This window comes from Algoriphagus confluentis (assembly GCF_036245625.1).
Classification (GTDB): domain Bacteria; phylum Bacteroidota; class Bacteroidia; order Cytophagales; family Cyclobacteriaceae; genus Algoriphagus; species Algoriphagus confluentis.
Window position 1 is genome coordinate 52,286 of sequence record NZ_BTPD01000013.1, and the last position, 13,125, is coordinate 65,410.

At 44.8% G+C, this 13,125-nt stretch carries 11 protein-coding genes; 6 read left to right on the plus strand and 5 right to left on the minus strand.

Features of this window, described 5'->3' with window-relative positions:
- Positions 1 to 251 precede the first annotated feature (251 nt).
- The 5 genes from AAA943_RS17775 (at position 252) to AAA943_RS17795 (ending at position 4,807) form a co-directional block, all read left to right on the plus strand.
- Entirely contained in the window at positions 252 to 1,523 is a 1,272-nt protein-coding gene (locus tag AAA943_RS17775; protein ID WP_338225635.1) for a hemolysin family protein, read from the plus strand.
- 129 nt (positions 1,524 to 1,652) lie between these two features.
- On the plus strand, positions 1,653 to 2,513 hold the full coding sequence (gene dapA / locus AAA943_RS17780) for a 4-hydroxy-tetrahydrodipicolinate synthase (RefSeq protein ID WP_338225636.1): 861 nt from the start codon (positions 1,653 to 1,655) through the stop codon (positions 2,511 to 2,513).
- Between the two features lie 6 nt (positions 2,514 to 2,519).
- Positions 2,520 to 3,833 carry an exodeoxyribonuclease VII large subunit gene (gene xseA, locus AAA943_RS17785; protein WP_338225637.1) on the plus strand — a complete coding sequence of 438 codons (1,314 nt, stop codon included), beginning with the start codon at positions 2,520 to 2,522 and terminating at the stop codon, positions 3,831 to 3,833.
- Complete coding sequence (gene xseB, locus AAA943_RS17790; protein ID WP_338225638.1) at positions 3,826 to 4,014, plus strand: exodeoxyribonuclease VII small subunit; 189 nt, start codon at positions 3,826 to 3,828, stop codon at positions 4,012 to 4,014. Before xseA ends, xseB begins: the two co-directional genes overlap by 8 nt.
- A 124-nt stretch (positions 4,015 to 4,138) precedes the next feature.
- On the plus strand, positions 4,139 to 4,807 hold the full coding sequence (locus tag AAA943_RS17795) for a hypothetical protein (protein WP_338225639.1): 669 nt from the start codon (positions 4,139 to 4,141) through the stop codon (positions 4,805 to 4,807).
- A gap of 8 nt (positions 4,808 to 4,815) precedes the next feature.
- Here the strand turns inward: AAA943_RS17795 and AAA943_RS17800 are convergent, their stop codons facing one another.
- The 5 genes from AAA943_RS17800 to AAA943_RS17820 all read right to left on the minus strand — a co-directional run bounded on the left by AAA943_RS17800 (position 4,816) and on the right by AAA943_RS17820 (position 12,011).
- Positions 4,816 to 5,328, minus strand: coding sequence for a UpxY family transcription antiterminator (locus AAA943_RS17800; RefSeq protein ID WP_338225640.1), 513 nt, complete (start codon positions 5,326 to 5,328; stop codon positions 4,816 to 4,818).
- Between the two features lie 125 nt (positions 5,329 to 5,453).
- On the minus strand, positions 5,454 to 8,858 hold the full coding sequence (locus AAA943_RS17805) for an efflux RND transporter permease subunit (RefSeq protein ID WP_338225641.1): 3,405 nt from the start codon (positions 8,856 to 8,858) through the stop codon (positions 5,454 to 5,456).
- A gap of 3 nt (positions 8,859 to 8,861) precedes the next feature.
- Positions 8,862 to 9,992: an efflux RND transporter periplasmic adaptor subunit gene (locus AAA943_RS17810; protein ID WP_338225642.1), complete on the minus strand. Its 1,131-nt coding sequence runs from the start codon at positions 9,990 to 9,992 to the stop codon at positions 8,862 to 8,864.
- Between the two features lie 37 nt (positions 9,993 to 10,029).
- Positions 10,030 to 11,388, minus strand: coding sequence for a TolC family protein (locus tag AAA943_RS17815; protein ID WP_338225643.1), 1,359 nt, complete (start codon positions 11,386 to 11,388; stop codon positions 10,030 to 10,032).
- A 14-nt stretch (positions 11,389 to 11,402) separates the two neighbouring features.
- Positions 11,403 to 12,011, minus strand: coding sequence for a TetR/AcrR family transcriptional regulator (locus AAA943_RS17820; protein ID WP_338225644.1), 609 nt, complete (start codon positions 12,009 to 12,011; stop codon positions 11,403 to 11,405).
- 221 nt (positions 12,012 to 12,232) lie between these two features.
- Between AAA943_RS17820 and AAA943_RS17825 the strand changes: the two genes are divergently transcribed.
- On the plus strand, positions 12,233 to 13,039 hold the full coding sequence (locus tag AAA943_RS17825; protein ID WP_338225645.1) for an alpha/beta fold hydrolase: 807 nt from the start codon (positions 12,233 to 12,235) through the stop codon (positions 13,037 to 13,039).
- Positions 13,040 to 13,125 lie beyond the last annotated feature (86 nt).

Sequence of the window (13,125 nt, forward strand, 5' to 3'; positions counted from 1 at the left end):
TCACATTGCCTGGAAGGGTAACGAGGATTGCCTGACCCCAAAACATCAGGAAAAGTCCGGAAAAAAAACAGGCTGCTGCACCTATTCTTCATAAAAAAGCAAGCAAGGGAGGAGGTATCCATGGGCAATCAAAAGGAGGTGAAAGTCTCCAGTTGGAAATAAATTCACAGGTCAGAAAACTCTTCTTTTTTTATTCCAAATATTGACCAAGGAATCGTCTATTTTTGGGACAAAATTAAACCCCTTTCATTTTGGAAATTCTGGTTATTCTTCTTCTCGTATTGCTTAATGGGGTTTTTGCGATGTCAGAGTTATCCCTGGTTTCTTCCAGAAAATTCAAACTTGAAAGCCTAAAAAAACAAGGAAAGACCGGGGCAAAAGCTGCCTTGGAACTTTTGGAAAACCCCAACCGGTTTCTTTCCACGGTTCAGATCGGCATCACTTTGATCGGTGTATTGTTGGGGGTTTTCAGCGGCGAAAATCTGACCGATGATGCAGTTAATCTGATTTCTTCAGTTCCTTTTTTACAGCCCTATGCCAATACGCTTGCGGTAGCTCTAGTGGTTATTTTGATCACCTATCTTTCTATAGTCTTGGGAGAGCTACTTCCCAAGCGGATAGGGATGACATTTCCAGAGCCCATTGCCATGTTTCTGGCAAAGCCGATGAACATTCTGTCAAAGTTCACCAGTCCTTTTGTTTGGCTGTTGACTTTTTCAAATGACCTTTTACTCCAAATTCTCGGCATCAAGAATAAAACAGACAGCAAAATTTCAGAAGAGGAGCTCAAAGCCCTTATTAAAGAAAGTGCCGAGGGAGGGGAAATCATGGATATCGAACAGGATATTGTGGAGCGGGTGTTTGAGCTGGGAGATCGAAGAGTCAATACCCTTTTTACACACAGAAGTGAAATAGTGTATTTCAATCTGAATGACTCCGAATCTAGTATCCGTGCAAAAATCAGGAAGGAAAAGCACTCTGCCTATCCTCTTTGCGTCGATGGCAACTTGGATGATATTGTAGGTCTTGTTCTTGTAAAAGACCTCTTTGATATTTTGGAAGATGAAGCCTTCGACTTGAGAAGAGTAGCAAAAAAACCACTTTTTCTCAATGAAAGCATGTTTGCTTATCAAGCTATGGAGCATTTCAAAGCAAAAGGGCTTCATTATGGTATTGTGATAGATGAGTATGGCACCACGGTAGGCATCATCACGATGGACGACGTGGTCGATGCGCTGGTAGGAGATTCGACCGAACAGGATCAATTCGAATATCAGATCGTACCTCGGGATGAAAACAGCTGGCTTGTTGACGGGCAGTATTCCATGATTGATTTCTTAAAGTATTTCGGCCTGGAATACCCTATAAAGGTTCAGAATTTCACTACTGTTGCTGGTCTGATCCTCCACAGAAGCCAATCCATCCCGGATGTCGGAGACTTTGTTTTGTTTCAAAATTTGAAATTGGAGGTAGTGGACAAAGATGGCCAACGCATAGATAAAGTCATGGTCACCCGTATCTAAGCACCGATTCCGGACCAAATCGGTGATTTTGTCAGCAAGTTCTGTCTACAGAGAAGGGACTTTTTACACTCGTGGACTGTCAAAGACAATCCTTACCCTTATCTTTGTCCTCCAAATCAAAAATTACCCATGAACGCATTTAAAGGTACCGGAGTGGCCTTGGTCACTCCATTCTTAGACGATTATTCGATTGACTTCGATAGCCTTAAAAAGCTGATAGACCATGTGGTAGAAGGTGGAGTGGACTACTTGGTTGTGTTGGGTACTACAGGTGAGGCTGCTACTTTAACCTCCTCCGAAAAAAAGGAAGTCCTGAAGGCCTCTCTCAGCTACAATCAAGGAAGAGTGCCCGTAATGCTGGGTATAGGAGGAAATAATACCCATGCTGTGGTCAACGAAATCGACAACACGGATTTTTATGGGGTAGCCGGCTTACTTTCCGTCAATCCCTACTACAACAAACCTACTCAAGAAGGGATCATTGCCCACTACACGGCCATTGCCAATGCTTCTCCTGTCCCGGTCATGCTGTATAATATTCCGGGCAGAACCATGTCCAACATGAGCGCAGAGACCACCTTGGCCCTTTCCCACCATCCCAACATCATTGGGATGAAGGAGGCAAGCGGTAATCTCGAGCAATGCATGCAAATCGCTTCTCAAATGCCTAAGGACTTTCTTCTTCTTTCCGGAGATGACCTGCTCACCAAGGCAATTCAAAGTATAGGAGGAAGCGGGGTGATTTCTGTTTTGGCCAATGCTTTGCCTCAGACCTTCAAGCTACTGACGCATGGAAATGAAGAAGAGGCACTAAAAGCCGCCTTCTCTCTCTTGAAAATAAACGGCCTGATGTATCAGGAAGGCAATCCCGTCGGGATCAAAAATCTACTCTTGCATCAGGGCATCATCCAGAGCGATCAGGTGAGATTGCCTATGCTGAGAGCGAGTCTAGAACTTAGCAATCGGATCAAAAAAGCATTTCCAAAATAAGTTGAAATGAGCCATCTCTCTGTTTCTCAACTGACTGAGCAGATCCGGTATATCCTGGAATCTTCTTTGGAGCCCCTGTATTGGGTCGTTGGAGAGCTGGCAGACTTCAGGCAGGCACCTCAAGGGCACGTTTATTTTGAATTGGTTGAAAAACAGGGCAATCAGATCCTGGCAAAAATCCGGGCCAATCTCTGGCAGTTTACCTATCGGTCTGTCGCGGCTAAATTTGAATCGGTCACGGGCACTTCTCTGAAAAACGGAATGAAAGTCCTCGCTCAGGTGACGGTGACCTACCATCAGGTATACGGACTGAGCATCAATGTGAAAGACATCGATCCTTCTTTTTCTTTAGGAGAAAGAGCAAGACTGAGACAGGAAACTATCGACCGGCTGACCCGGGAAGGCTTACTCAGACTCAATGGGAGATTTGAATTGCCGGCAGTTGTGCAAAAAATTGCAATCATTTCCAGTCCAAGCGCGGCTGGATACGGAGATTTTATCAATCAGATCCAGAACAACACTTACGGATATCACATTTACCATCGTCTTTTCCCCTCTCAAATGCAGGGCAATGAAGCAGTAAATGGCTTGATTCAAGCCTTAAAGCGAATCAAAGACGAATCAGACAGCCTGAATCCGGATGCAGTGATAATCATTCGGGGAGGAGGATCCCAGCTGGACTTGGATTGCTTCGATGAGTATCGATTGGCAGTGGAAATCGCCAATTTTCCTTTGCCTGTTTTTACCGGCATCGGGCATGAACGGGATGAGACAGTCGCCGACTTGGTCGCCCATACCCGCCTGAAGACGCCCACAGCAGTGGCCGAGTTTCTGCTTGCCGGCTTCAGGGAATTTGAGGAAAATCTGGGATTGATGCTTCAGCGACTGGATCGGGCTACCCGGAATACCTTGAGAGAAGAGGAAAATAAAATCCATCAGTATAGTCTACGAACCAAGTCATTGGCGGGAAATCGACTGAACTTGGAGTCTCAAAAGGTCAATACGGTAAATAACCGGATTATCCAAGCAGGAAAAAACCTGAGCAAAATTCAATCAATCGCTTTGGAAAATCTGGAAAAAAGCCTGAAAAAGGCCACCGGTTCCTTTCTGCAGTCCCAAAACGAAAACTTGACTAAAATTGAACTTCAGCTTCGTCAACTCGACCCTCAAGCCATACTAAAACGAGGCTACACCCGTTCAGAGTCAAATGGAAAGCCGGTCCATCTCCAGCCCCCTGATATCGGAGCGGAATTGATTACTTACTCCTTTCAGCAAAAGATAAAAAGTAACATCACCGAAATAGTAGATAAAAATGAGTGAAACCAGCTATACCCAAGCCATGCAGCGACTGGAGTTGATCCTTTCCCAACTGGAGGAAGGCAATAAAACCGTCGATGAATTGTCAGACTTAGTCAAAGAAGCGGCAGCCTTGGTGAAGTTTTGCAGGGAAAAACTACGCACCACAGAAGTTGAAATTCAAAAAGCCTTTGATGGAGAATAGTTTTTCATCCAGCTGAAAAAACCCGCTTTGGCACATTTGTTGAAACTGAGCCAAAATCAAAACCACCGCATTTGCAGTCTATTACTTTATGTTCTCTATTCCCCGTTTGATCATTTTCATTTTTATGCTCGGTACTTCGAGCTGGGTATCTGCACAAAGCTTTTACAAGGAAAGGATATCCAGAGACAACATTTTGACATTAGGGATAGGTCCATCTTTTGCCTATCTGGACAATGGAGGACAATACCGAAGTTTCAATTTTGCCATCAAACCTGCTATATCAGTGGCTTTGACCAAAAAAATGGCGCAAAACATAGAGTTGAGAACTACTGCAGGCATCCAATGGATCAGCAGTGGCGGAAATCCCAGCACGGCGGCAACCGACGCTTGGTTTTTTTCCAATGCTTCCTACACCGCCAAAGGGCCAGCCTACTTTTTTGACATAATGCCCAGCTTTTATCTGATCCCCTTTTCCAATCACATGCACCGAACCAAATTCAACCTTTACGGAGGAGTGGGATTGGGAATCATGCAAGTTAATACCAAGCAAACCAAGTCATTCAGCCCAGAAGAAACTCCTATTTCCAGCAATATCACTACAGGCTATGTCCCTGTACGGGCAGGCTTGAGCTACCGAATCGGTCCCTACTCTGATATTGCCGGCGAAGGCACCATGCTTTGGACTTTTTCGGACAATCTGGATGGAAATGTGGGGTTCAATCGCTTCGGAGACCACCTGTTCCAGGCACAAATTGTATTCAGAAGATACTTCGTCCCCAGAAGTCAGGATTAATCAATCCATTAAACTTTCTGTGATTCGATGACTTGGAGAAATTTGCGGGGAATGCTGATCAGCATATTTTGATAAATTCCCGGGATTCGGATCATAAAATAGTCCTTGTTGCCTTTCTCTATGCACTCCCCTACCATATCCTGAAGCGGGCCGCCCATGACTTTGACTTTCTCTCCCGGCTCGATCTCCGAACCGTCCGTTTCTACGGCTACTCCGGTGGTGACTACACGCTGGATCAGTTCGATTTCCTCCTCCCTGACAGTGGCATGCTGACCCGAAAAGTGAACAAACTTTACCGCTCCTGGGACCTGAAGGCATTCCCAAAGCTGGTTTCTTGAGGTTTTTACGAAGACATACCCGTTAAAAAGTGCCCGCTGTACCTTCTTTTTCCGGTCAGACCATTGGCGAAGCTCCTCTACAATAGGCAGATACACTTCCCAGCCACGCTCTCTTAACCGATCTGCCACTTTCTTTTCTGACCGTGATGCAGTATACATCACGTACCATTTCATTTCTTGCATCGCTCAATGTTCTATTTGGGAACTTAAAAATACAAAATCCATACCTAACGAAAGCTTTAAAAAGCAAAAACCCCCGGAACATCATTCCGGAGGTTTTATCAAAAAAAACCACCAACCTTAATCAATCATGATTTGATTTTGCGCAGCCTCATTGCGAGTTTGTCTGCCAGCAAATACATGACTGGTACGATCACTAACGTAATGAGGGTAGCAAAGGTTAACCCAAATATTACTGTCCAAGCCATGGGTCCCCAGAAGGCTGCGTTGTCACCTCCCACGTAGAATTGGGGGTCAAAATCACTTAAAAGGGTACTGAAATTGATGTTCATCCCGATAGCCAAGGGAATCAAACCCAATACAGTGGTAATAGCAGTCAGCAATACAGGACGGAGACGGGTTTTTCCCGACTCGATGATGCTTCCCAAGAGGTCCTCGTAGTCCAGGAATTCCCCGGGTTGAATTCCTTTTTCTTCCCTTTTCCGGCTTCGGACCAGATTGGTGTAGTCGATCAATACGATGGCATTATTTACCACTACCCCGGCGAGGGAAATAATCCCGATTCCGGTCATGATCACCACAAAGTCCATATTGAAAATAACCAAGCCGAGGAAAACCCCAATCGTACTGAACAATACCGAGGTCATGATAATGAATGGACTGATGACCGAATTGAACTGAGCTACGATGATGAGGAAAATCAAAGAGACAGCAATAGCCAAGGCTCTCAGTAGAAACGCCTGGGATTTGGCCTGTTCTTCCTGTTCCCCTGTGAATTTCACTGTGATTCCATCAGGCACTTCAAAATTCTCCATCAAAACTTTAATCTGAGAATTGATTTCCGTGGGATTATATCCATCCAGCACGTTGGAGAACATGGTAATCGCCTTCTCCAGGTCTTTTCTTTTTACAGAACCATACGTTGAACTGTATTTGAAATCGGCCACGGCAGAGATTGGCACTTCCCGCTTATCCCCAAACTTGTCCCGGAATCCAATTTTCTTATTGACCAACGTATTGATGTCGTAGCGGTATTCTTCGTCTAGGCGTAGCTGAATCGGATAGTCATCCTCTCCTTCTTTGAATTTGGAGACCTCCAATCCAAAGAGGGAGGTACGAAGCTCAGTAGCAATAGTCGAAGTAGACAAACCAAATCTTCTGGCCTTTTCACGATCTACCTGCACGATCAATTCTGGGCTACCTGTAGAAAGGTCCGTTTTCAATTCTTCCAAACCGGGAATAGTATTGGATTCGAGGTACTCTTTGGTTTTTTCTACATACGCGATCAACTCCTCGTAGTTTTCCCCTACAAATTCGATATTCACTGCTTTTCCTACCGGAGGACCGTTTCTTTGCTTGTCCACCGTGATCAATACTCCAGGGTACTTCTCCACCAATTCCCGGATCACCTCCATGGCACCGTTGGTATCAATTCCCTGACGGTCAATGTAATCCACAAACCCAATCGTAATCTTGGCTTTATGCGGAGTTGCTTGCTGACTTGGTCCTTCTGAAGGATCGCCTGTTCCTTCTCCAATTTGAGAAATGACCGATTCAATAATGTCATTGTATGGCTCCAAAGCCACCATCATTTCATCTTCCATTTTATCCACAAAGTCATTGGTCGATTCGATATCCGTTCCTATGGGAAACTCCACGAATACATTGACCAGTTGAGGCTGGTTGTCAGGAAAAAAGAGGATCTTGGGTGATCTAATTCCCAAAAGAACCAAGGAAAGAATCAACAAACCAAAGGTGCCTGAAAACACCAAATAAGGCTTTTTCCCATGCAAAACATAGGAAAGGGTGGATTCATAGGTATTTTCCAGTTTGACCAAAAAGACGGTCTGAAACCATCGGATCGCACCACGAAGCACATACACATTAAATAAGGTAAGCAAGGCGGCGACCATCGCCAAAGAACCCAAAGCTGTGACTCCCAAGAGGTAGAAAATAGCTGCCACGACCACAAAGATCAAAGCCACGACCACAAACTTTTTCTTTGGTTTATCCTTGGTCACATCCTCTACCTTCATAAAGAGTGAGGTCATCACCGGGTTGATCACCAGAGCAACAAACAAGGAGGAGGACAAGACAATGATCAGGGTGATCGGAAGAAATTTCATGAATTCACCTACGATGTCCTCCCAAAAAGCCAAGGGAAGAAAAGCAGCAAGCGTGGTGGCTGTAGAGGTGATAATTGGCCATGCCACTTCTCCAACCCCTTCTTTAGCTGCACGCATGATCGGCTTGCCTTCCTGCATCAGTCGGTAGATATTCTCTACGACTACAATGCCGTTGTCCACAAGCATACCCAAGGCCAGAATCAGGGAAAACAGCACCATCAGGTTGAGGGTGATTCCAAAAGCATTCAGAATCAAGAAGGAAATAAACATGGACAAAGGAATCGCCGAACCCACAAAGAGAGAGTTTCGGAAGCCCATGAAAAACATCAGAACAAGGACGACCAGGATAATTCCGAAAATGATGGAGTTTTCCAGATCACTGACCTGAGTCCGGGTCTGCTTACTCTGATCGTTGGTGACGGTGATTTCCAAGTCACCTGGGAATCTGTTTTTCTGGGTGGTTTTGATGATTTCTTTGATCTTGTCTGCCGCATCAAGGAGATTTTCTCCGCTTCGCTTAGTCACATTGATGGTGACTACGGGAAGATTTTTGCTTCGGGCATAGGTGGTCCTATCCTTAAAGGTGTCCTTTACTTCGGCTACATCCCGGAGATAGACGATTTTTTGCTGGTCTGTTTTGACAATGATATCCAGCAAGTCCATAGGGTCAGAGAATTCTCCATCCACCCTTACGGTCCGTTCGAAGTCCCCATTTCGAATATTACCTCCGGAAATGGTGATGTTCTCTGCCTGTATGGCTCCGGAAATATCCCCAAAGCTCACCCCGACTGCTTCCATTTTGTAAGGATCCACATTGACCTGGATTTCCCGCTCCACAGTACCTGCAAGGTCTGCTTTGGAGATCTCAGGAAGCTTCTCAATCGCATCCTCCAGATACTCCCCGAACTTCTTGAGCTCCTGCTCGGAGTAAGGTCCCGAGATATTTACATTCATAATCGGGAAATCCGAGGTGTTGATTTCCAAAACATTTGGATCTTGGTCCAAGTCGGTAGGCAGCTCACTTTTGGATTTATCCACCGCGTCTTTCACATCCTGAATCGCCTTGGAGATTTCCACCCCGGGATTAAACTCAATCACGATGGAAGAAAAATCCTGTACCGAGGTGGAGCGAATGTCCTTCACGTTGTTGAGAGATTTCAGCTCTTTTTCGATGGGACGGGTGATCAGGTTTTCCATATCCACGGGCGAGTTGCCCGGATAAGGCGTACCGACATAGACCGTAGGAATTACGATTTCGGGAAAGCTTTCCTTGGGCATGGTCCTGTAGGCACCCAAACCCAAAACAGTGATGATCAGGGTCAAAATCACCACGGAAGTCGCATTGTCCACACTGAAGCTGGACAATCCAAATTCTCTGATGGTGCTTGGTTTTTTAGAATCAGTCATGGCTTAGAGTTGGGCAATATTGACACTGAAGTTATCTCCTACCTCTCGGAAGCCTTTGTCTACCAAAGTCTCAGTGCCGGCGAGACCGTCTACAATCTCCGTTTCGGCTCCAAAGCTGAACCCTCTTTTTACATATTTCTTCTTGGCAGTTCCATTTTCTACGATAAATACATAATCCCCTCGATTATCGGATAGGATCAAATGAGAAGGTACAACGACTGAATCTTTATTTTTGTAATCCTGAATTTTCAAAACCGCGATCATATTCGGCTTGAGGTCAGCGATGTTTGGAAGGGCTACTTCCACCTTGAAAGTCCGGTTGTTTGGGTTGATAATTGCACCCACAGCAGAAACCTTGGAAATCAAATTCTTCTTTAAAGAAGGAAAAAAGACCTCAACGGAGTCTCCTTTGGCCAATACTCCCACGTACGATTCGGAGACGTCCGATTCGATAAAGAGGTCGCTGTCTCCCACAAACTGGAACATAGGCACCCCTGGCTGGACCAATTCGCCCAACCTCACCTGAACAGACTCGACTGTTCCGCTGAATGGAGCCCGGACGTAGGCTTTATCCAATTGAGTTTTGAGAGAAGCCAAGCTTTTTTCCAATCCCTCTTTTCTGTTTTTTGCTTCCAGGTATTGGATTTCGGTACCGATCTTTTGTTCCCACAACCTAGCCTGCTTTTCAAAGATGGTTTTGGCCAATTCGAGGGAGTTTTCCATTTCAGCAATATTTCTCTCGATAGCTTCAGCATCGATCATCGCCAGAATCTGTCCCCGATTTACGCGCATCCCTTCGATTGCAGGGACCTCTATCACCCGACCTGCTGTCTCGGCGCTGATACTCACGTTCTTTTTGGAAAGTACCGAACCGGTCACCTCCACAAAATGAGTAAACTCACCCTTTCGAGCCGCTGCTGTAGTGATGAGGATAGACTTTTTGTTTTGCGCAGCAAACTCCGGATCCAAATCAGAAATTTCAGCCTCCAAAGTTTTGATTTCGGTATTGATCTTAGCCAAGTCTCCTTTCAAAGACTCCAGCTTTTCTTTTTTGGCAGTCAAGTCGTCCTGAGCACAGGAAACCGTCAGCACTACTGCTGCTGCCAAGCTTAAAAGTTGCGGAAAGTATTTCATAAGATTTGATGTGGTTTTTTGAAAAGGAAATGTTGGTTTAGTTTGTCAAATCAGCCTTTAATAGGCCAAGGGCTTTTTCCAGGTTGACTTTGGAAATCAGTCCATCGTAGAGGGCACTCAGATAATTGAACTCCGCCTCGATCAGGTCAGAATCAGCCTGAACTACCTCCAGGTTGGACCCGACCCCTTCCTGGTATTTGATTCGGGCAATATCATAGACTTCTTGGGCAAGTTTTAGATTTTCAGTCTGCACCTCAAGGATGTTGAGGTCATTTTTCAGATTGGCTCTGGCAGTGAAAATCTCATTTTTGAAGCTCTCCTTGAGAAAGAAGCGCTGATTCTCCAGTTGATTGATCTGCACTCTGTTTTTCTGAATCCGGGCAGATTTGGACAGACCGTCAAAAATGGGGATGTTCATACTGACCCCGAGTAGAGAGCTTCCAAACCAGTTGTTGCCGTCAAAAACGGTCCCAAACTCGTTGCCGGCACCGTTTCTTCTGATATTCCCGACAAAATCAATAGTGGGCATGTATTGGACGGTATTGTTTTTCAGGTCCAATTGAGTCAGCTCCAGTTGGGTATTCAATTGATCCAGTTCGATGCGGTTTTGACCTTCTTCTGCAAGCAACCTGACTAGTTCTTCTTGGGGATTGAGCTCCCTGAGATTCTCGGACACAAAAATCTCCATTTCTACGGGCAGTCCCATTTGCAGCTTGAGCAATTCCTTGCTTACCTGCCAGGAAGTCTTGGCCCGCTCGAGTTGGGTAAAGGTGTTGTTTCTTTGGACCTGAATCCGGGACACATCGATCTTTTCTGCAAATCCTGCCTCGTTCAGGGCTTGGGTTTCTTTCAGCAGGGAGTCGATTCTGGACAAGTTGGCTTCCGCGAGGCTGATTCTCACTTCATTGACCAAAACGCCGAAGTAGGCCTTCTTCACATTTTCGATGACGTCATTTTCTGTTTTATTCAGGTCGTATTCCGTCAGCTGCTTCAAAGTCTGTGCGGCCCGAAGCCCTACAAAGAAGGATCCGTCAAAGATCATCTGGGAGAAATTGACCGCCAACCCGGAAGTATAGCTCACTCCAAATCGAACAGGAATCACATCACTTGGGTTAGTGGGATCTCCAAACGGAGGCTCATTGGGAAAGAAAGCCACCGGAATCCTCGGATTGAAATCCAGATTGAAAGCTCCGTTGACCTGGGGAAGCCCCTGGGCCGTGGTTTCTTTCACCGTAGCCTTGGAAATCAGCAATTCCAAACGTGCATTTTTGGCATTTACGTTGTTTTCGATGGCATACAGGATGGCATCATTTAGGGTCAATTCGGCCATTTCCTGCGCTTTCAAGCCTGCTTGACTCAGAAAAAAGGTCAGGATCACCAAAAGGTACTTTTTCATAGGTAGGTTTGTTTTCATTTTTCAATTGCTTTTTGGGATTGATAAGCCATCCGGCCTTTTTCAGTAAAAATCCCATGAAGAAAATGATCCATCAGCACCAGTTGCTCCTCCACAAAATTGTATTCAGGGTTGGTAAAATTAGCCGGATCAAACGAAGAAGCGATCTGATCCAAGCGGACTTTTGCCAATATCGAAGTATCTATCTCCTCCCGGAAATAGCCTAACATTTTTCCCTTTTCCATCACATTGATCAAATCAACCTTGATGGTCTGTAGTTTAAAATCTTCAAACATTCTCCATGCTTCCGGGAAATACTTTTGAATTTCCACAATTACCATAGGATTCATGGTAGAAAGTCGCTCCCGCATGATGTGAGACATTTTGACCAAATGATCAATCACTCCGTCTTCCTGCTCGTGGATATAAATCATTTTTTGTCTATCCTCCTCCAGAATATTCCTGAAAACTTCCCTTACCAGATCCTTTTTATCCAAAAATTCCTGATAAATCGTCTTTTTGGAAATTCCGGCCATTCTGGCCAATTCCTCCATGGTCACTGTCCTCACCCCGTACCGGGAAAACTGATCCCGGGCTATCTCCAATATTTTCTTTCTTGTTTCCAAATCCTCTAGAATTAGCACGCAAAACTACGGAAACTTTCAATTGGTTCAAGGTTTCCATAGTTTTTTTGGAAAATATTCTTCCCATAATCAGAAATTTAACAAAATCATAATCGACTAAATGGTTTAAATTAATATCAATTCAGAATTAAATTCCGAATTAAAAAATTTTATGCCATTGATAATCGGCCAATTACCTATCTTTAAAATAAAATTTCAGGAAGATGCATCATCTCCAAACCATCCATGGACGATTAGCTTATCAGGTATTCGGGGAGCAAGGGGAAGTATTCCTTATTTTTCATGGATTTGGGCAGACTCACGGAGATATGCTTCCCATGGAGATATTCCGAAAGGAAAATCAACGTTTTGTCTTCGTGGACGCATTTTACCATGGGAAAAGTACCTGGAAAGATGCAAACAAGCCGATGAACAGGAAAATTTGGTTGGAATTGATTGACGGTTTACGAGACCAGTTGAACTTCACGGAATTTCATCTGATAGGTTACAGTATGGGAGGAAAAATCTCCCTATTGATTTACGAATTGATGGCGGAAAAGGTGCTCAGCCTAATTCTGCTCTCACCTGACGGAATTAAAACTGGGCTTTGGTACAGCATGAGCAATTATCCTGGGTCCTTTCATCCTGTGATGAAACAAGTGGTCTTTAAGCCCAAGGGCTTGTATAAAGTCATGGAAAGTCTTGGGTCCGTGGGATTGATTCAATCCAGCCTGAGAAAGTTTTTTCAAACCCAAATGGGTACTCGGTCCCAGCGTGCACAAATGTATTTTACCTGGAAAATCATGGGAGGACTCCAACCCAGACTTGGGATAATTACCCAAAAAGCCAGAAAACTCAATACTCCGGTTTGGCTTTTTCTTGGCGAATTTGACCAGATGATCCCTGTGAAAAACCTGAAAAAATTCAGCTCCAAAATCCCTCAAATCAGGACAATCGTCTTGCCTGTAGGACACGGAGGCTTAATTGAGGCCACTGCAGATTACCTTTTGGAACAATTGAAGAGAAAATAAACCCTCCTTTATTTACGATTTACGAGGTACGATTTACGACATCTACAGCCCTGGTTTCCCCAATTCAAACTCCTGTCTCCCATCTT